Source organism: Streptomyces sp. CB01373, assembly GCF_002803075.1.
GTDB lineage: Bacteria > Actinomycetota > Actinomycetes > Streptomycetales > Streptomycetaceae > Streptomyces.
Map to the genome: position 1 here is coordinate 96,707 of NZ_NNBK01000006.1, position 23,465 is coordinate 120,171.

19 protein-coding genes, 1 tRNA gene and 1 pseudogene are annotated in these 23,465 nt (G+C 71.1%); 10 read left to right on the forward strand and 11 right to left on the reverse strand.

Features of this window, described 5'->3' with window-relative positions; genetic code table 11:
- The first annotated feature begins 3 nt into the window (after positions 1-3).
- Positions 4-171: a hypothetical protein gene (locus CG719_RS35345; protein ID WP_159024844.1), complete on the forward strand. Its 168-nt coding sequence runs from the start codon at positions 4-6 to the stop codon at positions 169-171.
- Positions 172-196: 25 nt separating this feature from the next.
- On the opposite strand, the gene CG719_RS10945 is transcribed toward CG719_RS35345, so the two are convergent.
- Positions 197-463: a GlsB/YeaQ/YmgE family stress response membrane protein gene (locus CG719_RS10945; protein ID WP_100568368.1), complete on the reverse strand. Its 267-nt coding sequence runs from the start codon at positions 461-463 to the stop codon at positions 197-199.
- Between the two features lie 209 nt (positions 464-672).
- Here CG719_RS10945 and CG719_RS37335 point away from each other — a divergent pair, with 209 nt between their 5' ends.
- Together CG719_RS37335 and CG719_RS10955 are read left to right on the forward strand one after the other, a co-directional pair.
- Positions 673-1,836, forward strand: a complete 1,164-nt coding sequence (locus CG719_RS37335; protein WP_100568369.1) for a TerD family protein — start codon at positions 673-675, stop codon at positions 1,834-1,836.
- A gap of 43 nt (positions 1,837-1,879) precedes the next feature.
- A complete protein-coding gene (locus CG719_RS10955) occupies positions 1,880-2,554 on the forward strand; it encodes a lytic transglycosylase domain-containing protein (protein WP_100568370.1) in 675 nt (224 codons plus the stop codon).
- 17 nt (positions 2,555-2,571) lie between these two features.
- Here the strand turns inward: CG719_RS10955 and CG719_RS10960 are convergent, their stop codons facing one another.
- The 3 genes from CG719_RS10960 to CG719_RS10970 all read right to left on the reverse strand — a co-directional run bounded on the left by CG719_RS10960 (position 2,572) and on the right by CG719_RS10970 (position 5,490).
- Entirely contained in the window at positions 2,572-3,255 is a 684-nt protein-coding gene (locus CG719_RS10960; RefSeq protein ID WP_100568371.1) for a phosphatase PAP2 family protein, read from the reverse strand.
- A gap of 492 nt (positions 3,256-3,747) precedes the next feature.
- Positions 3,748-4,623, reverse strand: coding sequence for a hypothetical protein (locus CG719_RS10965; protein ID WP_159024845.1), 876 nt, complete (start codon positions 4,621-4,623; stop codon positions 3,748-3,750).
- A 225-nt stretch (positions 4,624-4,848) separates the two neighbouring features.
- Complete coding sequence (locus CG719_RS10970; RefSeq protein ID WP_100568373.1) at positions 4,849-5,490, reverse strand: TetR/AcrR family transcriptional regulator; 642 nt, start codon at positions 5,488-5,490, stop codon at positions 4,849-4,851.
- Positions 5,491-5,532: 42 nt separating this feature from the next.
- Here CG719_RS10970 and CG719_RS10975 point away from each other — a divergent pair, with 42 nt between their 5' ends.
- From CG719_RS10975 to CG719_RS10985, 3 genes are all read left to right on the forward strand, one after another.
- Entirely contained in the window at positions 5,533-6,165 is a 633-nt protein-coding gene (locus tag CG719_RS10975) for a peroxiredoxin-like family protein (RefSeq protein ID WP_234375517.1), read from the forward strand.
- 158 nt (positions 6,166-6,323) lie between these two features.
- Positions 6,324-7,154 carry a hypothetical protein gene (locus CG719_RS10980; protein ID WP_100568374.1) on the forward strand — a complete coding sequence of 277 codons (831 nt, stop codon included), beginning with the start codon at positions 6,324-6,326 and terminating at the stop codon, positions 7,152-7,154.
- Positions 7,151-7,525, forward strand: a complete 375-nt coding sequence (locus CG719_RS10985; protein WP_100568375.1) for a transcriptional regulator — start codon at positions 7,151-7,153, stop codon at positions 7,523-7,525. Before CG719_RS10980 ends, CG719_RS10985 begins: the two co-directional genes overlap by 4 nt.
- A 185-nt stretch (positions 7,526-7,710) precedes the next feature.
- Here the strand turns inward: CG719_RS10985 and CG719_RS10990 are convergent, their stop codons facing one another.
- The 4 genes and pseudogenes from CG719_RS10990 to CG719_RS11010 all read right to left on the reverse strand — a co-directional run bounded on the left by CG719_RS10990 (position 7,711) and on the right by CG719_RS11010 (position 13,850).
- Positions 7,711-10,902 carry an alpha-L-rhamnosidase gene (locus tag CG719_RS10990; RefSeq protein WP_100568376.1) on the reverse strand — a complete coding sequence of 1,064 codons (3,192 nt, stop codon included), beginning with the start codon at positions 10,900-10,902 and terminating at the stop codon, positions 7,711-7,713.
- A gap of 245 nt (positions 10,903-11,147) precedes the next feature.
- Positions 11,148-11,381, reverse strand: a pseudogene (locus CG719_RS10995) (hypothetical protein); the annotation flags it as partial.
- 366 nt (positions 11,382-11,747) lie between these two features.
- A complete protein-coding gene (locus CG719_RS11005) occupies positions 11,748-13,199 on the reverse strand; it encodes a flotillin family protein (RefSeq protein ID WP_100568378.1) in 1,452 nt (483 codons plus the stop codon).
- A gap of 141 nt (positions 13,200-13,340) precedes the next feature.
- Positions 13,341-13,850: a hypothetical protein gene (locus CG719_RS11010; RefSeq protein WP_100568379.1), complete on the reverse strand. Its 510-nt coding sequence runs from the start codon at positions 13,848-13,850 to the stop codon at positions 13,341-13,343.
- A gap of 502 nt (positions 13,851-14,352) precedes the next feature.
- Here CG719_RS11010 and CG719_RS11015 point away from each other — a divergent pair.
- Entirely contained in the window at positions 14,353-15,993 is a 1,641-nt protein-coding gene (locus CG719_RS11015; protein ID WP_100568380.1) for a helix-turn-helix domain-containing protein, read from the forward strand.
- Between the two features lie 211 nt (positions 15,994-16,204).
- Positions 16,205-17,500: a diaminopimelate decarboxylase gene (locus tag CG719_RS11020; protein WP_100568381.1), complete on the forward strand. Its 1,296-nt coding sequence runs from the start codon at positions 16,205-16,207 to the stop codon at positions 17,498-17,500.
- A gap of 483 nt (positions 17,501-17,983) precedes the next feature.
- Here the strand turns inward: CG719_RS11020 and CG719_RS11025 are convergent, their stop codons facing one another.
- From CG719_RS11025 to CG719_RS11035, 3 genes are all read right to left on the reverse strand, one after another.
- Positions 17,984-20,134 (reverse strand): protein kinase domain-containing protein, encoded by a 2,151-nt coding sequence (locus CG719_RS11025; RefSeq protein ID WP_100568382.1) that lies wholly within the window; start codon positions 20,132-20,134, stop codon positions 17,984-17,986.
- A 395-nt stretch (positions 20,135-20,529) separates the two neighbouring features.
- Complete coding sequence (locus CG719_RS11030; RefSeq protein WP_100568383.1) at positions 20,530-21,624, reverse strand: DUF1152 domain-containing protein; 1,095 nt, start codon at positions 21,622-21,624, stop codon at positions 20,530-20,532.
- Positions 21,625-21,771: 147 nt separating this feature from the next.
- A tRNA-Gly gene (locus CG719_RS11035) sits at positions 21,772-21,845 on the reverse strand.
- 503 nt (positions 21,846-22,348) lie between these two features.
- On the opposite strand from CG719_RS11035, the gene dcd reads away from it, so the two are divergent.
- Both dcd and CG719_RS11045 read left to right on the forward strand, forming a co-directional pair.
- Complete coding sequence (dcd, locus tag CG719_RS11040; RefSeq protein ID WP_100568384.1) at positions 22,349-22,924, forward strand: dCTP deaminase; 576 nt, start codon at positions 22,349-22,351, stop codon at positions 22,922-22,924.
- Positions 22,925-22,938: 14 nt separating this feature from the next.
- Positions 22,939-23,448, forward strand: a complete 510-nt coding sequence (locus CG719_RS11045; protein ID WP_100568385.1) for a phosphoribosyltransferase — start codon at positions 22,939-22,941, stop codon at positions 23,446-23,448.
- Positions 23,449-23,465 lie beyond the last annotated feature (17 nt).

Sequence of the window (23,465 nt, forward strand, 5' to 3'; positions counted from 1 at the left end):
ACGATGGAGACGATGACGGCGGTCACCGCGGCGATGGCGGTGATGACGCCCTTCCTGGTCCCGCTGAGCACCGCCACGCTGATCGTGGCGGCCAGTACGACCGTCCTGGTGCGCCGCGACCGCCGCCGTGCCCACGCCTACCGCTGCACGTCGCCGGCCGAGGAGGACTGAGCGCCTCCCGGGCGGCGCCGCCGGATCAGTTCCGCGAGTTGCCGAACAGGAGGCGGTAGCCGATGAGCAGCACGAGCGAGCCGCCGATGGCCGCGCCCCAGGTGTAGAGATCGAAGAAGTTGTTCTCCACGGAGCGGCCCAGGAACTTGGCGGAGAGCCATCCGCCCACGAACGCGCCCGCTACGCCGATGAGTGTCGTACCGATCAGTCCGCCCGGGTCCCGCCCCGGCAGCAGGATCTTGGCGATGGCCCCGGCCAGCAGTCCGAGAATGATCCAGCCGATGATGCTCACGTCGCCTCTTCTCCAGGAGTATGGGTTGCCTGATCGCGTGGTTCCGGATGCCCGCAATGGCCAGGACGCGAGGTACGGCGCCGATGGTTGCCCGGCCGGTCCGCATCCGGCACATATTTTCATTATTGCGCAACCCTGGAACTGCCAGGGAGGGCAGGCGCGTTGAGTCCCATGAACACGGGGGACCGGAAAAGCTGCGGAGGAGTTCGATGAGTGTGCCCTTGACCAAGGGCGGCAACGTCTCGCTGAGCAAGCAGGCTCCCGGCCTGACGGCGGTCACGGTCGGGCTGGGCTGGCGGGCGGATGCCGGATACGAGCTGGACGCCAGCGCGCTGTTGTGCGACGCGTCCGGAAAGGTGCTGTCCGACCGGCACTTCGTCTTCTTCAACAACCTGAGCAGTCCCGACGGTTCGGTCCGCCACAGCGGCGGCGGCCCCGCCGGTGGCGACGACCAGCGGATCGACGTCGACCTGACCCGCGTCCCCGCCGAGGTCACCAAGGTCGTCTTCCCGGTCTCGCTCTACGAGGGAGCCGCGCGCGGGCACGCCTTCGGCCAGGTGCGCGGCGCCCACATCCGCGTGCTCGACCAGGAGGGCGGCGCCGAACTGGCCCGGTACGACCTGGCGGCCGACGGCCTGTCCGGCGAGACGGCACTGGTCTTCGGCGAGCTGTACCGGCACGGCGCCGAGTGGAAGTTCCGCGCGGTCGGGCAGGGCTACGCCTCGGGCCTCGCGGGCATCGCCGCCGACTACGGCGTGGACGTCCTGCGGGAGACCACGGACCCGGAGGGGAGCCCGGCCGCGTCCGGTCCGGTCCCGCGCCCGGCCTCCGGTGCGGGAGCGTACGACCCGGCCCCGATGCCCACGACGCCCCCACCCCTCCCCGCGCCGCCCGCCCCGCCCGCGTCGGCCGTCCCCGTGACGCCGACACCGACCCTGGTGTCCCCGCAGCCGCCGACCGTCACCGCACCCCCGCACCCCACGAGGAGCCCCGCCATGACCTGCTTCTTCGACCCCGGCCACGGCCCCGGCACGATGAGCGTGAACTGGTACCCGCAGTGGGGCGTACCCCGGCCGGTCCAGGCGTGCGCCGAGTGCGCGCAGCGCGTCCAGACCACCGCACCGCCGTTCTACACCCCGCCCCAGCCGATGAGTCCGGGGTATTCCCAGGCCCAGCAGGGCTATCCGCAGCAGGGTTACCCGCAGCAGGGCTACCCGGCCCCCCAGGGCGACCAGCAGCAGGGCGGCCGCCGCTTCGGCACCGGCGCGCTCATCGGCGCCGGCGCGGCCGGCCTGGTCGGCGGGGCCCTGCTGAACGAGGCGTTCGACGACGACGAGCCGGACGTGGTGATCAACAACTACTACGAGGAGTGACCAGCCCGCGCGAAGCGGGGGAGCGGGGCAGGGAGGGCGGGACATGACGGTTACCCGGTCGCGGCGGCGCTGGCCGGCGGTGGTGCTCCTGGCCGCCGCCTGCTACGTCGCCGTGCGCGTGGCAGGCGGGCTGCCCTCCGGCTCCGACCCCCGGCCCGTACCGGAGGCCACGGCCACGGCCCCGGCCTCACCCCCCGCCCCGGCACGCCCCTCGGCGACGGCGACCGCGGGACCGTACGACCCGGCCGATTACGCCGCCCAGGTGCGCCGGAGGGCCGGCCAGGCGGGCGTCAGCGCCCGGCTGCTGATGGCGATCCTCTACAACGAGTCGTACAAGCCCCACGAGCCCGGTCTCGAACGGGCCTGGCAGAAGTACAAGCCGGACGCCGCCTTCGGCATCGCCAACATGCACCGTGCGACCTTCGACGCCACCAGGAAGGACCGTGACTTCGCGAACCGCTCCTGGGACGAACTGCCCGACGACCGCGACCTCGCCGTCGAGGCCGCGGCCTGGTACCTGCACGACCTCGCGGCCGTGCTGCCCGCCCAGTGGGCGGCCCCGTACAGCAAGGACGACCTGCTGGCCCTCGGCTACAACACCGGCCAGGGCAACATGCTCGCCTTCGCCCGCGGGGCCACCCCCGGCAGCCAGGCCCGGTCCTACCTCGACAAGCTGCACGCGAACTGGGCCGAGGCCGGCCGGGCGGTCCGCTCCTGATGTCCGGACGAGAGGCCCTACACCCGGGCCCGCGCTGCCGCGCGGCTCGCGCGGGCCGACGGGCGGGCCCGCTTCGCGGTCCTGGCGACGAGCAGCGGGCTCAGTGGCCCGGTGCTCATCCGCTCCACCAGCGGCACGGCCAGCCGCCGTGCCAGCAGGACGACGATCAGGGTGACCACGGTGCCCACCAGCGCGCCGACGCCGACGTCATGCGGGTAGTGGGCGCCGACGTAGACGCGCGAGGCACCCATCGCCACGGCCGTGAGCAGGGCGATGGATCCGAGCCACCGGCTGATGAGCAGCAGGGCCGCCGCGAACGCGAAGGCGACCGTGGTGTGGTTGCTGGGGAAGGCGTAGTCGTCGACCGGGGGGCACGCCTCGATGAGGAAGTCGTGCGGGAGGGCCCGGCAGGGGCGCGGCTCCTGGAAGACGTTCTTGATCCCGCTGTTGAGGGCGTACGCCAGGATCACGGCGAACGGCGTGGCCAGGACGGCGGTCATGACCGTGTTCCCCTGGCGCCGGGCCCGCCACCAGGCCACCAGCAGGAAGAGCGCGAACAGGCCCATGCCGATGTCGGAGAAGACCGCGACGGGCTCGTTCAGCCAGTGGGTGTCCCGAGCGAAGTTGGTGACGTCGGTGTAGAGGCCGCCGTCGATGGCCGCGCCGTCGAGCCCCGTGGCGGGCGGGGAGGAAGTCGTCATCAGGTGGATCTCCGGGCCATGGGTCCACGTGCGTGAGCGCTCCGGGGAACGCGTGTGAACACACGCGGACGCAGAAGTGGAACCCTCGTGAAGCCGGGCCGTCCGAGGGATGGACGTCTACAGATTGGTAGACGGTAGCAGTTGGTGGTCCGGTTGCCTCAGGCGCCGTCGCATTGCCCACGAGGAGATCAAGGTCACTCGAAGTGGCGGCGTCGCGACCAGGCGGTCCGCGGGAAACGCCTCGATGACAGGTTCATGCGCCGCCGGGCCCGCTGAGGCCGCTCGGGCCGGCTGGGCAGGGGCAGACCCGCCACGGGGGGTGCGAACGAGTCTGCCCCTGCACGATGCCGCCCGCGTACCTCCCCCCGGAGAGCAGACGGCCCGACCCCGCGTGGGGGTCACTTGTTTCAGCGTGGCGCGAGCGCCGACTGTCACGGGTGCGGGTCCACTGACACGAAGTCGACACAGTCGTGCGGCAAGGCACCCAATCCGTCACTCGGTCTTCGCCGCACCGGCCTGTCCGGGCTTCTCGTTCTTGGCGTTCTTCTTGCTCTGCTCGTTCTTCTCGCCGGCCGAGTGGCCGTTCGGCTGTCCGTTGTCCTTGGCCGGGCCGCTCCCGCCGTCCGAGCCGTTCCCCTTGCCCGCGTTGCCCGCGTTGCCCGCGTTGCCCGTCCCGGCCTGCGACAGCTGGTCGGCGCAGTAGGCGTCGACGTTGTCCTCGCCTCCGGCGGCCTCGACGAACCGCTTCCAGGCCGTCGACTCCAGCGCCTTGCCCCTGCCCTTCACCGACGCGTACGCGCGGCAGTGGGCCAGGATGTCCTTGGCCGTGGGCGGGCGGTCCCGGGTCACGGACGGCGCGGGCGCGGGGGAGCCGGACCCGGCGGAGGGGGCGGGTGTGGGGGAGCCGGGCCCGGACGGGGCGGTGGAGGCGGACGCCGGTGTCGATGCGGGCGCCGTGGCCTGGGGCGCGGTGGACGACGGGTGCCGCCGTACCCGGCCGTCGTCCTCCGCCTTCCCGTCGGACTCCGGTGAGCCGATCGCCGCGATCGCCACGCCGCTGAACGTCAGGCCGGCGAGGAGCACGGCGACGGCGGCCCGCACCGAGCGCCGCCCCAGGACGTGCCACGACCGCCAGTCGTCCCGCCTCCGCGCCCGCGCCTGCTGGTGTACGCCCTCCGCCCGGGCGGCCCGGAAAGCGGCCACGGCCCGCTGCTCGGCCGACGTGTCGAGGGCCCCGGCGCGCAGGGCGCGGCGGAGTGCGGACTCCAGCGCGACGGCGCGGCTTCCGTCGTCGGCACCGGACCCGTGGCCACCCGTACCGGCGCGTCGGTGGTCCACGCCCCCACCGTCGCTGTGTCGGTCGCCCATGCCCGTGTCCATCCCATGCGGTAGCTACTCGTTCGCTCTACGGATCTGACGCCCTCGCTGCTCATTCCGACTGCCTCAGCGTATGGAGGCCCTCTCCCGTCACACCCGGGCTCCGGCCGACGGGGGCCGGGCCAGGGCAGGACAAGGCGGGGCGGGGCAGGGCGCGGGGAGCCTTCGGGCGGCTCCTTCGGGCGGCTCCTGCGGGCGGGGCCCATCGGGCCGTCTTCAGGCGCGGAGGCCGCCGAGACCGCCGGGACCGCCGAGGCCGTCGAGGAGCAGCGCGAGCCCGCCCAGGAACTCCTGGTCGGCACCGACGTTCCGGGCGTGCCGGGCGGTCTCCGTCATGTGCGGGAACTCGGCGGCCGACAGCTCGGTGATGGCCGCGGTGCCCGCACCGGACAGGGCCCCGAGGTGTTCGAGCTGGATGGCTCCGATGACGTAGCTGAGCAGTCCGCGCAGGGCGACGACCCGCCGCTCGCCCTCGACGCCCGCCTCGGTGAGGACGGCGAGCACCGCCTCCGACCAGCGCAGTACCCCGAGGGAGTGGTGCCGGTGGCTGATGGCGAGCGGGACGGTCGCCGGGTGGGCCGCCACGGCGTCGCGCAGCCGACGCACCATGACCTCGATCCGCTCGCGCCACGGCATGCCGGGGTCCGGCGGCTCGACGTCCACACCGGCGAGTACGAGCTCGACGACGAGCCGTTCCAGTTCCTCCCGGTCGTCCACGTACCGGTAGAGCCCCATCGTGCTCATGCCGAGTTCCTTGGCGACGGCGCGCATCGACAGTCCGGTGAGCCCGTCCCGGTCGATGACGGCGAGGGCGGCCGCGGCCGGCTGGTCCGGTGTGAGTGAACGTGGGCGTGGCATGGCGGTTGACAGCGTACGGCATACGCCTACGCTGGTAAGTGTATGCCGTACGCCTACGGAGGGGAGTCCGTCGTGCCCATGTCCCGCAGTCCGGTGAGGCCCGGTTCGATCGTCCAGGAGCGACGTCTCACCGCCGTCTCCGGCGAGCAGGTCGCCGTGCCCGATCCCGACCGGCTGATCCACCTCCAGTTCCGGCGGTTCGCCGGCTGCCCGGTCTGCAACCTGCACCTGCGCTCAGTGGTGCGGCGGCACGAGGAGATCGAGGCGGCCGGTGTCCGCGACGTCGTGCTCTTCCACTCGCCCGCCGGTGAACTGCTGCCCCACACCACCGATCTCCCGTTCGCCGTCGTCGCCGACCCGGACAAGCGGCTGTACCGGGAGTTCGGCGTGGAAAGTTCACCCCGCGCCCTGCTCGCCCCGCGCGCCTGGTGGCCGATCCTCCGTGCGGTCGTGAGCGGTCTGCGGGAGGTCGTCCGCGGGCGGGAGCACCTGCCGTCCACCAGCCCGCACGGCGGCCGCCTCGGCCTCCCCGCCGACTTCCTCGTCGCGCCCGACGGCCGGGTCCTGGCCGCCACGTACGGCGAGCACGTCTACGACCAGTGGCCGGTCGACGAACTGCTGCGACTGGCGGCCACGCACACGACGAAGCCCCGAAAGCCCCAACAGCACGGCTGACGACGGACGCCGGACCCGCTCGCCCGGCCGCGGCGACTTACTCTTGCATGCCATGTACTTTGTATTGCAGAGTAAATGGGGATGATGAGCGGGCGGCGGACCGGCGGCCCGCTTCCGAGCGCTGTTCGGGCGCGACCACAAGGGGGACATCAGTGGGAATGGAGACACCGTCGTCGATCGGCGCGGGATCCGGACCGGAGGCGCGCGCGGCCGGCCTGCTGGCGGCGACAGAAGGCCTGCGGGCCAGTACCCGCGCGCAGATGAACGGCTCGTGGGTCTCTCTCGTCGGCTTCGGCCTTCTCGCGCTGGCGGCCGCTCCGATCGCCCGGTACGCCTTCAACTTCGGAGCCCACGGCCGAAGCATCAACTCCTATCCGGCCTTCGCCTACGCGGAGTTGACCGGCCTGTGCGTCGTGCACGAACCGGGAACCCCTTGTCTGAAAGGCGAGTTCGACGGCGCCTTCCTGCGTTTCGTGGGATGGGGCGTGTGGTTCGCGCTCCTCCCCCTGGCCTGGTTCGTCTTCGCCCGCTGGTACCGCCTGCGCGGCGAGGCCCGTGGTGTCGTCCCCCGCCGCGGCGTGTGGCTCAGCACCACCGCCATCGCCGGTGTGGTGATCACGGGCGCCCTGCTGTGCCTGCTGTTCGCCAGGCGCCAGCCCTGGGAGGTGGTCCTGCTGGAGAACAGCTACGCCTCCCCGTGGTACCTGGTCGGCATCGGACTGCTCGCTCTCGGGGCGGCCGAACGCAACTGGACCGCCGCGGCCGCCGGTATCGCGCATGCCCTGCTGCTCACCGCCTACCTAGGTGCCTCCTGGGGCACCGGGTGGCTCCCCTGGCAGCACCCCGCCCACCCCGGCTGGACGGACGGACCGCAGGCCAAGGCGGTTCTGCTGGCCACTGTCCTGCTGGCCGCCGGCCTGGTCGAGCGGGCGGCGGCCCGTCGCCGCGCCGCGCCCGGCTCCGCCGACGCGGGTACGGTTGCCCCATGAGCGTCGGGGACTCGACCGCTGAGCGGGCCGAACAGGAAGGACTCCATCCGACCCAGTCGCTGGACGACACCGTCCACCAGCGCGTGCGGCTCGGCATCCTCACCATCGCCAGAGAGGCCGACCGGGTCGAGTTCGGCTTCCTGAAGAAGCAACTCGCCGTCACCGACGGAAATCTCTCGCGTCACCTGAAGGTGCTGGAGGACTCGGGGCTGATCATCCTGGAGAAGGGCTACGCCGGCCGCCGCCCCCGCACCTGGATCACCCTCACCCGCCGCGGCGCCCAGGCCCTGGACGCCGAACTCCACGCCCTGCGCGCCCTGGTCCTCCGCCTGGAGACCCCTCGCCCCGCACCGGGTCCACCCGAGGCCTGACCTGGGCTGCGGCGAACCAGACGCCGGTGCGACAGGGGCTGTGTGACTCCCTGGTCGTCGGCAAGTTGACCGTCCGGGCAAGGTCCGGTGGCGGCCCGATAGGAGTTCAGGCGGACCGCGGCACCGGCAACGGGAGGCGGACACGGGCACCTGTCCGCCCGTGAGTCCGTGGGATCGCCGGACGGTCAGGCGGTGAAGTGGTGTGTGCCGGAGCCGACCTGATACACCGCGCAGCCGTCCTCCTGGCGCAGGAGCGTCCCGCGCGTGCGGGTGACCGCCTTCGGACTGGACGCGGGGATCCACACCTCGGCAGTCGTGTTCGGCGGCACCGTGCAGGTCAGGGTGAAACGGCCGGCGCGCTGCCGCCATTGGGTGGAGACGGGCCCGTAGACCGAGGTGAAGGTGGCGCGGGAGGAGGTGACGGCTCCGCCCGGACGGGGGCGGACGACGATCTCCTGGTAGCCGGGCCGGCCCGCCGAGATACCGGCGATGTTGGCGTACATCCACTCTCCCACCGAGCCGTAGGCGTAGTGGTTGAAGGAGTTCATGCCCGGGTCCTGGAAACCGCCGTCGGTCCTGATGGAGTCCCAGCGCTCCCACATCGTCGTGGCGCCCCTGTCGATCTGGTAGCCCCAACTGGGGAAGGAGCGCTGCTGCAGGAGGCGGTAGGCGATGTCGGTGCGCCCCGCGTCGGTCAGGACCGGCAGCAGCCGGGGCGTGCCGAGGAAACCCGTCGAGAGGTGCCAGTCCCTGGCCTCGATCAGGGCGACGAGCCGGTCGGCCGCGGCCTTCCGCAGTCCGTCCGGCATCAGGTCCATGGACAGCGCGAGGACATAGGCCGTCTGCGTATCACCCTTGACCCTGCCGTCGGAGGTGACGTAGGCGTTCCGGAACGCCTCTCGTACCCGGCCGAAGAGATCGAGGTACGAGGCAGGGTCCTTGCCGAGTTCCGCGGCCATCCGGGCCGCGAGGTCGGCGCTGTGCGCGAAGTACGCGGTGGCGATGACGTCCTTGGGGGTCTCGTCGTCGGTGTTCAGCCAGTCGCCGTACCCCTCGGCCGGGCGCAGCAGCCGGACGCTGTTCTTCTCCAGATACGTCAGCCACGCCTGGACGGAGGGCCAGGCGTCCGCGAGGACCTGTCGGTCGCCGTAGGCCTGGTGGAGCGACCAGGGGACGGTGACGCCCGCGTCGCCCCAGCCGGCGGTGCCGCCTCCGAGTCCGCCGACATCCGGCGCCACGTTCGTGAACGCGCCCTCCGCGGTCTGGGCGTCCCGGAGGTCGACGAGCCACTTGGACAGGAAGCGGGCCGACTCCATCGTGTAGGCGGCCGTGGGCGCGAAGACGTTGATGTCTCCCGTCCAGCCCAGGCGCTCGTCGCGCGCGGGCGTGTCCGTCGGAACGGAGAGGAAGTTGCCGCGCTGCCCCCAAATGATGTTGTGGTGCAGTTGGTTGAGCATCGGCACGTCGGTCTCGAAGTCGAGCGTGGGCGACGCTGACGTATACATGACGCGCCCGGTGACGGCCTTCGCCGAGGGGGTACCGGGGAATCCGGTCACCTCGACATAGCGGAAACCGTGGACGGTGAAGCGAGGCTCGTAGCTCTCCTCCCCGTGGCCCTTGAGGGTGTACGTGTCGGTCGCCGACGCGCTCCGCAGGTTCGCCGTGTAGACGGTGCCGTCGGGGTTGAGCACCTCGGCGTGTCTGAGCCGGACGGTCGTTCCCGCGGCGCCCGACACCCGCAGGCGTACCGAACCGACCATGTTCTGGCCGAGGTCGAACACGAAGACACCGGGCCTGGGCTGGGTCACCTTCTTCGGTGTCAGCTCCTCGGCCACGCGTACCGGACCGTTCTCCTGCGCGACGATCAGGCCGGGGCCGACGTCGCCGGCCTCGCGTACGCCGGGCCAGCCCCCGTCGTCGAAGCCGGGTGAGGTCCAGCCCGGGGTCTCCTTGCGGGCGTCGTACGTCTCGCCACCGTGGAGGTCGGCGGCGACGATCGCCCCGGAGGCGGCCCGCCAGCCGGCGCCCGAAGTGATGCGCTCGCTCGTCCCGTCCGCGTACTCCACCTCCAACTGCGCCAGCAGAGCCGGGTGTTCGCCGTACTGATGAGGGCCGAACATGCCGACGTCGCCCGCGTACCAGCCGGGCGCGAGATACACCCCGATGGCGTTGGCGGCACCGGGCCGCAGGAGCGTGGTGACGTCGTACGTCTGGTAGTGGACGCGGGTGCGGTAGTCCGTCCAGCCGGGAGCGAGCTGGTCGCGGCCCACGCGGCTGCCGTTGAGGTGGGCCTCGTAGAGGCCGAGCGCCGTGGCGTACAGCCGTGCGCGGGACACCTTCCGGTTGCGGAGCCGGAACTCGTGGCGCACCTGCGTGACGGCGTACGTCACCGGGACGACCCTGCCCCAGGGCCCGCCGCCCCACGGCGCCGCCACCATCGCCGCCGGCCAGCCTCCGTCGTCGAAGCCGAGCCCGCGCCAGTCGGCGGGAGGTTCCTTGTCGGTTGCCCTCCAGGAGGCGTCGGTGACCGTCCTCCGCTCGCCGGAAGCGGTACGGACCGTGAGAACGGCGATGAGTCCCGCCGGGCCCGGGGACGCGTTGGTGGCGGAGACGGCGATGACGTTGTCGCCGGTGCGCACCTGGTCCAGTACGTCGACCACGGCCGGGCGGCGCCAGCCGTCGTTGTCGGTCTCCAGGTCGGTGCGGGCCACCTCGACCCCGTTCACGGAGACGGCGTACACGTTGTCCGCGCTGATGACGAGCGTCGCCGCGGTGATCCCTTCGGGCAGCTTCGCGATGCCGCGGAACCAGCGGGTGACCGCCGGAACACTGCTCGCCGGATCACCCTCGGGGAACCAGATCCAGGAACTGCCCTCGAGGGAGGGCACGTTCGTGAGGCTCGCCGGAGCCGAGATCCAGTCCGCCGTCCACTGCCCGGCCTCCATGAGACCGGTCTCCCACCACGAGGGCTCGCTCCAGCCGGAGGCCCGGCCGTCGGCGTCCCACACACGTACGGACCAGAAGTAGCGTGTCCGGGGCGCGAGCCGAGGACCGCCGTACGGCACGAGGACGGACTCGCCGGACGTGACCTTCCCGCTGTCCCAGACGTCCGGACGGGACAGGCCCTTCGCGGTGGTGGCGACGCGGACCTGATAGGCGCTCTGACGCATATTCGGCTTCTCGGAAGCCAACGGCCAGCTCAGCCGGGGCCGTTGTGCGTCGAGACCGAGGGGGTGCTGGACGTACTCCACGCTCGGCGCCGTGACACGCAGACCGTCGTGCCCGGAGGCCGGTGAGGCCGCCGCCGGTATCGCGTCCAAGGACGCCGCCGCGACGGTGGCGGCCGCACCCGCCAGAACACTCCTCCTACTGATCACTACGACTCCTCGTCCAGGAATGGGTGAATCGATTCAGTTCAGGTGAGTGTGGGTAACGTATGGGCGGGCGGGGTGAAGGTCAATCAGTGTGCGGGCACTTTCGTGCGCGGCGTGGTTCGGCCGTCACGCGTAGCGGGACCGGCGCGCGACGTGGAGTCGGTCGATTGAACGGTTTCAATTCAGCGGTCCGCTCGGCCCGCTCGGACCGCTCGAACCGGCCGGAGGCAGACGCGAGGCGTGAACCCTCAGACGCTCGTCCCGGTGCCGGGAGGAGCGTCCGGGCCCGACGTGGACTCGGGGGCGGTACGGGCCCGCAGGATTCCCTCGACGCCGTCCAGGAACGTCTCGGAGATCAGCCGCGGATCGAAGAGGCAGCCGGCCGCCATCGCGCCGTCCCTGAGCATGACGAACTGCCGGCCTGCGGCGTCGGCGGGCGTGTCGCCGGTCTGCGCGAGCAGGTCGGTGACGGTGTCCAGGAAAGGCCAGTGGCCGCTGATCGCGAGCGGAGCCGTCTCCACCGTCGCGGGCGCGTCGTTCATCGCCCAGGCCGGCGGGGAGAACGCCTCCCTGGGAAGCCTCGCGGGCTACGCGTTCCTGGGCGGCGTCTTCTTCCTGATCTCCGCCCTTCGCCTGAAGAAGGCGGTCGGGGAGGGATGACCGGACGCGACGGGACGTCCACCACCGCCGACCGACGTCCCGGCCGCCGACCGGAAGTCCCCGCACCCGAAGGGGACTTCCGCTGTGCGACGACACCCCTTCGCACTTGCTGAGCGGGAAACAGCGGAGCCCGGGCGCCACTTGGGCGGCCGGGCTCCGTGGTCGGCGGTGTCACCGCGTTCTGTGCTCTATTCGGTGATGTCGATCTTGTCGTGGGACGGTTCGGCCGACGCCGGGGTCGAGGATTCGACCTGTGCCGGGGTCTTCGCCGTGCCGCGTCCCGCGAGGCCCTGGAGGAGCTGGGCGAGGTCGACGCCGGTGGTGGAGCTGAGGAGTTCCATGCCCTGGGCGACGTTGTCGGCGACCGTGCGCGTGAGCTGGCCCGCGCCGTCCGTGGAGATGACGGTCAGCTTGTCCACGGCCGACAGCGGCTCGGCCGCCTTGGCGACAACCTGCGGCAGCACCTCGACCAGCATCTGGAGCACCGCCGCGTCGCCGTACCGTTCGAACGCGTCGGCCTTCTTGTGCATGGCGTCGGCCTCCGCCGCGCCCTTCGCGGCGATCGCGGCCGCTTCGGAGTCACCCTCGATACGGACGGCCTCGGCGAGCGCCGCACGGTGGGCCTTCTCGCCCTCACCGGTGAGCCGTGCCCGCTCGGCGGCCGCTTCGGCCTCCTTGACCAGGGCGATGCGGTGGGCCTCCGCCTCCTGCTCGGCCCGGTAACGGTCGGCGTCGGCGGGCTTGCGGACCTGGGTGTCCAGTTCGCGGTCGGTCAGCGCGGCCTGCCGGACGGCGACCTTCTCCTGCTCCTGCAGGACCTCCTGCCGCCGGGCGGCCTCGGCGAGCGGGCCGGCGGCGTTGGCGCGGGCGGCTGCCTCGTCCGTCTCGGCCTTGATCTCGGCCTGCTTCAGGGCGTAGGTGCGCTGGGCGATCGCGATCTCTTCCTCCGCCTTGAGGCGGGCCTGCTCGGAAGCGCGCCGGGCGACGGCCTCGGCGATGTCGGCCTCCTGCTTGGCGCGGGCCGCCTCAGGCCGGCCGAGGTCCTCCAGGTAGGAGCCCTCGGTGGTGATGTCCTGGATCTGGAAGGCGTCCAGCACCAGCCCCTGCCCGGACAGGCTGGCCTCGGCCTCCTCCGCGACCTGCCCGGCGAAGGCGGCCCGGTCCCGGATGATGTCCTCGACGGACATCCGCCCGACGATGGAGCGCAGCGCGCCGGACAGCACCTCCTGGGTGAACCCGACGATGCCGTCCTGCTGCTGCAGGAAGCGCTGGGCCGCGGCGCGGATCGAGTCCTCGGTGCCGCCGACCTTGACGATGGCGACGCCCTCCAGGTTGGCCTTCACCCCGCGCAGCGTGACCGCGCCCCGGACGGCCACCGGAATGTGCCGGCTGGACAGGTCGAGGCTGAACTTCTGCTGGACGAAGGGCACGACGAAGACACCGCCGCCGACCACGACCTTCTGGCCGCTGTTGTCGATGGAGACGCGGCCGGTCTCGGGGTCCGTGGACTTCTTGCCGCGCCGTCCGGTGACGATGAACGCCTCGCTGGGACCCGCGACCTTGTAGCGGGTGACGACCACGAGGGCCAGCAGGACCAGGAGTACGACGGCTCCTATCACGGCAATCAGTACAGGGCTCATGTGTGGAATCCCCTCAGCCCTCCCCGGGGGACGGCGAATCGGAACGGATCAGAAACGGACGCGGAAGGAAGACGAAGGAAGACGAAGGAAGACGGAGGGGCGGGCGTGCGGGCCTCGTGGTGTGGCGCGCAGCTTCGACGGTCAGTCTTCGACCGGCCGGACCACGACCGAGGTCGCGGACAGTACCGACTCCACCCAGACCTCGGCACCCCGCGCCACCGGCACCGAACACTTCGCGGCCAGCTTCAGCGGCTGCCCGGCGAGATGCACCAGCACCTCGCCGTACCCCTCGGCCGGAATAGCGGTCACCACGGAACCGGAGCCGCCGACGAGATCGTCGCCCCGCGGAGCGGCAGCGCCCTGCTCCCGCATCAGGGCGCTGCTGAGCTTCCACGTCAGCCAGCCCGTGGCGACGCCCGCCACCACGCCGATCGCCGTGGCCCCCGTGACCCCCAGGCCGGTGGTGCCGAGCGCGATCGCCCCGCCGAAGCCGAGCATGGACACGAATCCGGCGATGACCGGCAGCGACAGCAGCCCGTCGAACAACCCGTCCAGCACCCCGCCGAACAGGCCTTCCAGGATCCCGTCGAAGATCAGCGAGAGCACCAGCAGGACCAGTCCAGCGATACCGAGACCCACAAACCAGTTCATTTGGGCCGCGCTTTCACTCGACGATCTCCCCCGCCCGCATGTTGCCATGCGATCGGGTGACAGCACATTGCCTGCTCCCGGCAATCTTTACACGCACTTGATGCCGCCTTGATACGCCCTTCGCCCGGACGCCGACGTTCCGCTGCGGTTCGTGACGCGGAGTATGGACGCGAGCTGCGACGGCGGTACGGGCCGCCGCCCTGAAGCCCGACGCCCGCCCTCCCGCAAACCGCGCGCTGCCCGCAGGACGCACCGCCCCGGGCCAGGGCCGAAGCGCATCACGGCCGCCGCTTCCGTTGCCGGGCAGTGGAAGCGGCGGCGGCCAGACCACCCTGACGATGGCGCCGCCCCGCGCCGGTGATGGGAGGAAGAGCCCGAGGCCGTCATGGCCCGACGGCCTCGGCGCGGGGCGGGTTGTCGGCTCGGATGCACACACCTCGCGTCATTTGTGTGACTCCTCCTACACTCACCGTCACACGGCGCATCGACATGAGGGGGCCTGATGCTGCTGAACGGAACGGCCGGGCAGGGGGACGCCGCCGCAGCGGGGCCGACGCTGGAAAGAATGCTGTCGGTCATGGGTGCCGGTGCGCTGGAGTTGTGCACGGCTCCGCGGGGCCTGGGGGGCGTGGTCGAGGGAATCACGGTGCTGGACCCGCTGGAGTCGGGGCTGCCGCGGGGGCAGGTGCTGCTGGCAGTGGGCATGGATCCGCAGTCGGCCGCCGCCGTCGACGTCGTGCGCGATGCCGCCGGCTCGGGAGCGGCCGCGCTGGTCTTCGGGCCGGGCAGGTCGGGACGGCCCCCGGACGCGCTGCGGGCGGCCGCCGAGGAGGCCGGTACGGCGGTGCTCTTCCGGACGGCGTGGTGCGGCTGGGTCGAGTTGATCGGCGCGCTGCGGGCCGGTCTGGTCCTGTCCGGAGTCCCCGCCGATCCGGCTGTGACGCCGGGCGACCTGAACGGGCTGGCCGACGCGGTGGCGGTCCTGGTCAGCGGCGCGGTGACGATCGAGGACGTGGAGTCCCGGGTCCTGGCGTACTCGTCCACGAAGGAGGACGTGGACGAGTTACGCCGACTGACCATCCTCGGCCGCCGCGTGCCGGAGTGGCGCGTGGCCGCCATGCGGGAGGCCGGGTTCTTCCGCGCGTTGTGGGGCTCGGGGGACGTCATCCACCGGCCGGCGCACGGGGAGAATCCCGAACGTCTGGTGGTGGCCGTCCGGGCAGGCGGAGAGATCCTGGGATCGATCTGGGTGGCGGCCGCGGGCGGCGACCTCCCGCCGCACGCCTCCGACACACTGCGGTCGGCGGCGCGGGTGGCCGCCGTACATCTGCTGCACCACCGCTCGCACCGTACGCACGCCCGGCTGGTCGAGGACGCGGCCCGTGCGCTGCTCGACGGACGGGGATCCGCCGGCCTGCTGACCGAGCGCACCGGAATTCCGGCGCGCGGGAACTGCGCCGTCCTGTCGGTACGCCCGGGAGCCTCCTGCAAGGCGGAGGAAACCGTAAGGCTGTGTGCCCTGATGGCGGTGTACTGCGGCGCGAACGACCTCACGCCGGTCGCGGTGCCGGTGAGCCAGGGGGCCCTGGTCGTGGTGGGCGCGCTGCACCAGGACATGCAGCGGGCCGTCGAACAGGTCGCACGTCTGGGGAAGTCACTGGTCCGGCAGGTGGCCGACGCGTTCGGGCCGGAAGCGAGAATCGGTCTGGGCACGGTGGTCGGGACCCTGGCGGACCTGCCCGAGTCCCGCCGGACGGCGGACCTGGCACTGAGAGCCCTGCTCTGGACGGGAGAGCACCGCACCGTCGCCTTCGCGAGCGAGGTGGCCGAGACGATCGCCCTGAACCAGATGCTGGACACGCTGACAGGACCGGCCCTGGCACCGGAGACACCGGTGGCACGCCTGGTGGCGTTCGACGCCGCGCACGGCGGAGGCACCATGGTGCAGACCCTGCGGGCCTACCTCGACCACTTCGGTCACGTGCCGGACACCGCCAGGGCGCTGGGTGTGCACGCGAACAGCCTGCGGCACCGGATCAGCCGGCTCACCGAGGTGTCCGGGCTGGATCTCCGCAGTCCGGACGCCCGGCTCCTCGCCCAACTGCAACTGCGCCTTCTCGACCGCGGTGGCCGGGAGGCGTGAGCATTCGGGCGCCGCCACGAAGAAAGAGCCGCTTCTTCGTGCCCGAGCACCATGGAGGCTGTGGCACGTCCGCGGCTTCGCTCCCCGGTGAGAACCGCGCGGCGGAAAACCGGGACTCCCGACGAAGACACCCGCACCGCTCCGACGAGAGTCTGGTGGTCCGCCCCACGGCAGCCGTGGCGGCGAGAACTCGGCTCGGGGAGAGTGCACGATGAATGGTTCTGACAAGGCCGACCGGCGCGAGCGGATTCTGCGGGCAGCCGTAGAGCAGGGACTCCTGGAACCCGAGACGGCCGTACTGGCCGGGTTTGTCGACCTCGACGGCGTCAACGACACCGTCACATCCCTGCGGAGCTCGTTCCCCGACTCCCTCCGGGTCCTGCACGCGTTCGCGGCCAAGGCGAACTGCCTGGTTCCCGTGCTCGAGGAAGTGCGCCTGAGCGGCATGGGCTGCGAGGTCGCCAGTGCCGGCGAACTCGCCCAGGCGCTGGAGGCGGGCTTCGAACCCGCACACATCGTGTTCGACTCCCCCGCCAAGACACGGGCCGAACTGGTCCGGGCACTGAGCCTGGGGGTCGCGGTGAACGCGGACAGCTTCCAGGAACTCTCGCGGCTGGACGAGATCCTGGCGACCCGCCGTTCCGACTCGCGCATCGGCGTGCGCATCAACCCCCAGATCGGCGCCGGCTCGATCACCGCCATGAGCACGGCCACGTCGACCTCGAAGTTCGGTATTCCGCTGGAGGACGAGGGCAACCGGCGGCGACTGCTCCAGGCGTACCGGGACCGTCCCTGGCTCACCTGGGTGCACACACACGTCGGCTCGCAGGGCTGTCCCCTGGACCTGATCGCCCAAGGCATCGCGAAGGCGGTGGAGTTCGCCGAGGAGATCAACGCCCACCTCCGCCGCCGGCAGGTCACCGGCATCGACATCGGGGGAGGACTGCCGGTCAATTTCGACAGCGACGAGACGACGCCCGGTTTCGACACCTACGTGGACCACCTGCGCGAGCACGCGCCGGCCCTCTTCTCGGGCGAGTACGAGATCATCACCGAGTTCGGCCGTTCCGTGCTGGCCAAGAACGGGTTCACCGCCGCGTACGTCGAGTACACCAAGACCGTCGGCGGACGTCCCATCGCGATCACCCACGCCGGCGCACAGGTGGCCACCCGGACCGTGTTCGCCCCCGACGCCTGGCCCCTGCGGATCGAGGCCCACGACCCCCGCGGCCGGGCCAAGCACGGCCGGCCCGTGCCACAGGACATCGCGGGCCCGTGCTGTTTCGCGGGTGACCTGCTGGCACGCAACCGTGCGCTGCCCCTCCTCGACGTCGGCGACCTCGTCGTCGTCCCGGACACCGGCGCCTACTACTTCTCGACGCCCTTCCACTACAACAGCCTGCCCGAACCCGCCGTGCACGGCGCCCGCGTCGACGCCGACGGCCGGGTCACCTTCCGGCAACTCCGCGCCGCACAGGCCGTCCACCTGGCCCCGGCCCTTGCCTGACGCTGATACGCGCTCTCCCGCGTGCCTCCACCGGAGAGCCGATCGCAGCCACTTGGGCCGGGCGTGCCACGAGCGAGCACGCCCGGCCGCCCGGAGAGAAGAAAAAACCCACAACGCCAGGAAAGGCAGGTGTAACCGCCATGAAAGTAAGGTCCGCCCGGGCAGGGTGTTCCACGGAGGAAGCGACACCCCCGGGCCGACGGGCCATCGGACGACGGCTGTCCGCCACCGTGGTGCGCTGCGGCCGAATGACGTGTGACGTCGCGCGATGGTTCTCACGTCGCCGGCGCGTCGCGGCCGACCAGTTCCTCCGCGGCGCGTGCTACGGGACGGGCACGGCCGTGGTCGGCCTGCTGGTGGTGTGGGCACAGACCCGCTGACGACAAAGGAGCCCCGGACCGACGGTCTGGGGCTCTCTTCGCTGGACCGGGCGACGAGAAACCGAACCCGCGCTCTCAGCCCGGGCGCGATTGCCTCGGCCGGTCAGGCGGGCCCGTCCGGGCTCCGGGAGAAGGCCGTGTCGCCGGCCATCGCCACGATCGCGTCCTTGACGAGCAGCACGCGCGGCGGGTAGCCCTGCGCTTTGTCCCCGGGGTCGTCCAGAGCGGAGGTGCGCCAGACCTCCGCTCCGGTGCGGCTGTCCAGTGCCAGCAGACGGCCGAAGCGGTTGGAGAAATAGACCCGCTTGTACGTCGCCGACACCGCGGGCACGGACAGACTCTCCATGTCCGTGACCTTCTGCCAGAGTTGTCTGCCGCTGTCCGCCGACACCGCGGTGACCGACCCGTCGGACCGGACGAAGTAGACGACGCCGTCCGCGAGGGTGGCCGCGCCGGTCAGCGGATGTGCCAGCGGTACCCGTCTGACCTGCCCGGTTTCCGGGGCCACCCGCAGCAGCGCGTTGTACGGCCGTTCGTACCCGGCTTCGTACACGTCCTTCGCGGTCTGGGGAGCGAGGAACAGTGGTCGCCCGCCTACGGCGCCGAGCGCTTCCGCCTTCTTGGGCAGCGTGGCGCTTTCGGTCAGGCTGCCGGGTCCGAGCCTCATCAGGTCGACCGGGGCCTGGCCGGACTCGGTGCCCTCCGAGCACAGGGCGTAGGGGACGCCTCCCAGCGCCGTCGGAGTGCAGTACTCGTCCAGCGAAGGCGCCCGCCACAGTTCCTTGCCGGAAGGTCCGTAGGCCACGAACCACGAGGAGTCGGGAGACAGGGTCAGCAGTCCGCCGTCGTACAGGACCGCCTTTTCGGCCCGGTTGATGTCGCGTTGCCACCGACGGTGCCCGGTACCGGCGTCGAGGGCCACCAACCGCCTGGTCTCGTCGTCCGGTTCCTCGTACATGTAGACGAGCCCGTCGCGAACGCCGATCGGCTGGGCCCCCTGAGGGCGGGTGCCGGTCCGCCACAGGGTGCGGCCGGAGGCCGCGTCGATTCTGGCGGCCGTGAATCCCGTACCGCCGCAGAACAGGTCGCTTCCCTCCGCCACACATCCGGGGCTGCCGTAGTCGAGAGGGACACCCGTCACGTCGTACCGCAGCTTCGTCCGCCACGGCCGCCAGCCGTCGGGCAGTGACGCGGCACGGGCGGTGGTGGTGGCGTCGGAGGCGGTGGTGGTGGTGTCCGGAGCGGACACGAAGACACCCATCCCGATACACAGCCCCGTGACGGCCAGCGCCGCGCCGAGGCCGGTGAGCAGCATCCGCGCTCGTCGGCGCTTGCCGCTGCCGGTGCCGGTCGCGGCACCCGCGGAGCTGGTGGCGGCCTGCCGAGAAGTGGGGCGACGCCGGGGTTTTGTGGACTGCCCGGTCTCAGGGGACCCGGTGGCGTCGGACTCCGGCAGCGCCTGGAGCATGCGGTGTATGTCCGTCAGTTCCGGCCGCGCGGCCGGGTCCTTGTCCAGGCAGCGCTCGACAATGTCCAGGAGCGCTTCGGGCACCCCGCCGAGGTCCGGCGTCCCGTACACCACCTGATAGCCGGTTATGTACGGGCTGTCGGCGTCGAACGGTCCCGTGCCGACGGCCGCGAACACCAGCAGTGATCCCAGCGAGAACACGTCCGAGGCCGGGGTGACGTCTCGGGCGGAGGCCACTTGTTCCGGCGACATGAAGGGCGGAGTGCCGATCATCCGCCCGGTCGCGGTGAGGTTCTGGTTGTCGGAAGCGCGCGATATGCCGAAGTCGATGACGCGCGGCCCGTCCTCGGTCATCAGGACGTTGCCCGGTTTGAGGTCCCGGTGCACCAGGCCCACCCGGTGGATGTCGCGCAGTGCCTCGGTGAGTCCCAGCCCCAGCGCGCGCAGCTCCCGCCGGCTCAGCGGGCCGCCCTTCTCCACGACTTCGGCGAGGCTGAGTCCCGGCACGTAGAGCGTCGCCATCCACGGCCGGTCGGCGTCCGGGTCGGCATCCACGACAGGCGCGGTGAAGGCACCGCTCACTCTGCGCGCTGCCGCGATCTCCTGCCGGAAGCGCGTCCGGAACTCCTCCTCCTGGGCATACGGCCCGTGCACGAGCTTGACCGCGACCTGCCGTCCCGAGGCGGAGACTCCGAGATAGACGACTCCCATGCCGCCCGCCCCGAGCCGGCGGAGAAGGGTGTACCCGCCTATGGAATCCGGGTCCCCGCTGCTCAGGGGCGTCATCGCCGATCATCCTTCCCAGCGCCTGCCTGCCTCACGGAGATCAGACTAGGGCCTGCCCCTCCGGGAACGGAGCCGCGCCCGGGGCTCAACTCCCGGCTGTCCCACGAACCTTCGGCACCGGGTCCCTTCGTCTCGGCGTACCTGGAGAAGGCGGCCCAGCGGCAGATCGAGCGGGACAACCTCGACGAGCTGATCGCGGACTTCGCGTCAGCCTCTGCCAGCGCCTGTCAACGTTGGCCGGCCTCGGACGGCCCGGGGACGGCCCGGCTGCGGGTATTACCGGCCACACGTGGGCGCGCCTCGGCGCAGCGCGCGCGGAGCGCGCCCGGCGGAGCGGAGCGCGCCCGGCGGAGCGGAGCGCAGCCGGGGCTTGAAACCGTAAAGAAGGTTGTAACTCAGTCGTCGGCAGGGATGCGCCACAAGGGCGCCGCGTACTGTTCTGGGCGGCTGCTGATGAGGAGTTGGCGCAGCTCGCCGCGGTGAGAGCCGCTGAGGTTCAGGGCCTCGGCGATGTGGCGGAAGGTCGTGTGGGTGACTCCGCGGGCTCGGGCCTCACGCTGGAACTGGTCGAGCCGGGGCAGTACGTCGTCGGGGTCGAGCCTCGTCGGTGGCTGCTCGGTGAGCCATGTCGCCTTGTTGCGTTCGTAGTCGATCTCCGAGAAGCCGCAGATCTCGCGGCTGTATGCCTCGGCTTCGTCCAGGGTGGCCGTCGTCATGATGGCGCGGGCCAGGGTGTTGCGGCTGATGGCTTCATCCAAGTCGACTTCGTGGACCGTGGGCCCCTCCTCGGTGAGGGGTACGGCGAAGCCGGCGTCCCGGATTTCGCAGAGGCCGCGGGCTCCTCGGGCTGTCGCCGCGAGCATCGCTGTGGCCTCTGAGGGGTGCCACTCCAGGACGCTGCCGACCGACTCCACGTCCTGCGCCGTGAAGCTGTGGACGAGGGGGCCGAAGAGGGGGCGCAAGTCGTCGGGCGAGACCTCACCGTCCAGTCCCGGGCCTGCGACCAGCAAGCGGATCGGGGCGTTGACCTGACAGCACGCGGCGAGGGTGAGGGCGTCGGCGAGCGGGCTCTTGAGCGTGGGCTCGTCGCCCTCGGCGAGGATGTCGCCGCCCACGTCCAGCAGATCGATCGACACGGGGGCCAAGCGGTCGATCAGCTCTTCGAGCTGGCGTGTGACGCCCTCGGCGCCGCGGTGTGGGTCGAGCAGGGCGAAGGTGTGGGGGAGCTCTGCCGCGAGTCGGGGGAGAGTGGAGCCCGCCGGGGCGATCGGCTCGGCCGTGGCCGGCACCGACCAGACGCAGCGGGTGACCGGTTCGAGACCCGTGAAGTTGTCCGCTCCTCGCGGGCCCGGGACCGGGTCGACCAGCAGGCGGTCCCAGGCGTACGTGAGGATCACCGCCTGGTCCTCGTCGCCGTACAGGGCGGCGTGAAGCATTGCGGCGGCGACTGCGTCGCCACCTCCTCCTGCTGCGACGATCAACCGCGTCATGTGCCCAACATTACGGGCTGGGGGCCTGGCCACCAGCGCTGATCTACCAACGCTCCGACGAGGAGCGTCAGCAAGCGAATCTGGCACGCAGCGACCGATCACCGCACACAACAAGAAGGCCCAGGTCGCTGACCTGGGCCTGAATCATGGAGCGGGTGACGAGAATCGAACTCGCGCTCTCAGCTTGGGAAGCTGATGTTCTACCATTAAACTACACCCGCGTAAGACGCCGACCAAAGTTCGGGCCCGGCGCTCACTGTACCCCATCCCCGGCTCCCGGTGCTCGAACCGTGGGGCCGGTGCGCGTTTCAAAAGGGGGAGCGGCGCTGCGGGGGAACGGAGTTGGGGCGTACGGTGGGGGTGCGCGGCTGGGGTCCTGTGGGGCCGGAGTGCCGTCTGGTGGCACGTCTCTTTGATCCCGTACTGTGGCTTTTGTCGTCAGGCGGCGAGAGGCCAGACGCGGTTCTGGGGAAGGGACTTAAGGGACTTGATGGAGCGCACCGTCGTCCGTTGTGCCGAGGGGCACGTGTTCAGCACCGCTTCGTTCCCGATGCAGCAGGCCGAGCGGCTCGGCCCCGGCCGGCTCATGAGGTGTCCACGGTGTGCCAGGCTCCGCAGCGTGGTGCCTGTGGGACTGCAGAAGCGGTAGCGGCAGCAACGCGGTACCGGCGCGTGGAGTCGTCCTGATTGTGGGGGCTCCGCGCGTCTTGCGTATCCTCGCTACGTGCTTCTCTCAGACAAGGACATCCGGGCCGAGATCGACGCCGGGCGGGTGCGGATCGATCCCTTCGACGAATCCATGGTGCAGCCGTCGAGCATCGATGTGCGGCTCGACCGCTACTTCCGGGTGTTCGAGAACCACCGCTACCCCCACATCGACCCCTCCGTCGAGCAGCCGGACCTCACCCGGCTCGTCGAGCCGGAGGGCGACGAACCGTTCATCCTGCATCCGGGGGAGTTCGTCCTCGCGTCGACGTACGAGGTCATCTCGCTTCCCGACGATCTCGCCTCCCGGCTCGAGGGCAAGAGCTCGCTCGGGCGGCTCGGTCTTGTCACCCACTCCACCGCCGGGTTCATCGACCCCGGCTTCTCCGGGCACGTGACCCTGGAGCTGTCGAACCTCGCGACCCTGCCGATCAAGCTCTGGCCCGGGATGAAGATCGGGCAGCTGTGCCTGTTCCGGCTCAGCTCGCCCTCCGAGGCCCCGTACGGCAGTGAACGCTACGGCTCCCGGTACCAGGGGCAGCGCGGTCCCACCGCCTCCCGCTCCTACCTCAACTTCCACCGCACGCAGGTGTGAGGGGCGCCCACGACATGACCGAGATACGAGAGAACCTGAGCTACGAGGACTTCGGCACCGCCGTGCGCGAGCTCGCGCAGACCATCGCCGACGACGGGTACGAGCCGGACATCGTGCTCAGCATCGCGCGCGGCGGAGTCTTCGTCGCCGGCGGGCTCGCCTACGCCCTCGACTGCAAGAACATCCACCTGGTCAACGTCGAGTTCTACACCGGTGTCGGGACCACGCTCGAGATGCCCGTCATGCTCGCGCCCGTGCCCAACGTGATCGACTTCTCCGACAAGAAGGTCCTGATCACGGACGACGTCGCCGACACCGGCAAGACGCTCAAGCTGGTCCGCGACTTCTGCCTGGACACCGTCGCCGAGGTGCGCAGCGCCGTCATCTACGAGAAGTCCCAGTCGCTCGTGAAGTGCGAGTACGTCTGGAAGCGCACCGACGACTGGATCAACTTCCCTTGGTCCGTGCTTCCTCCGTGCCGCAAGGCCGGTACGCCGATCACGTCCTCGAAGGACGCCCTGTAGCGAGACCCCGCATCGAG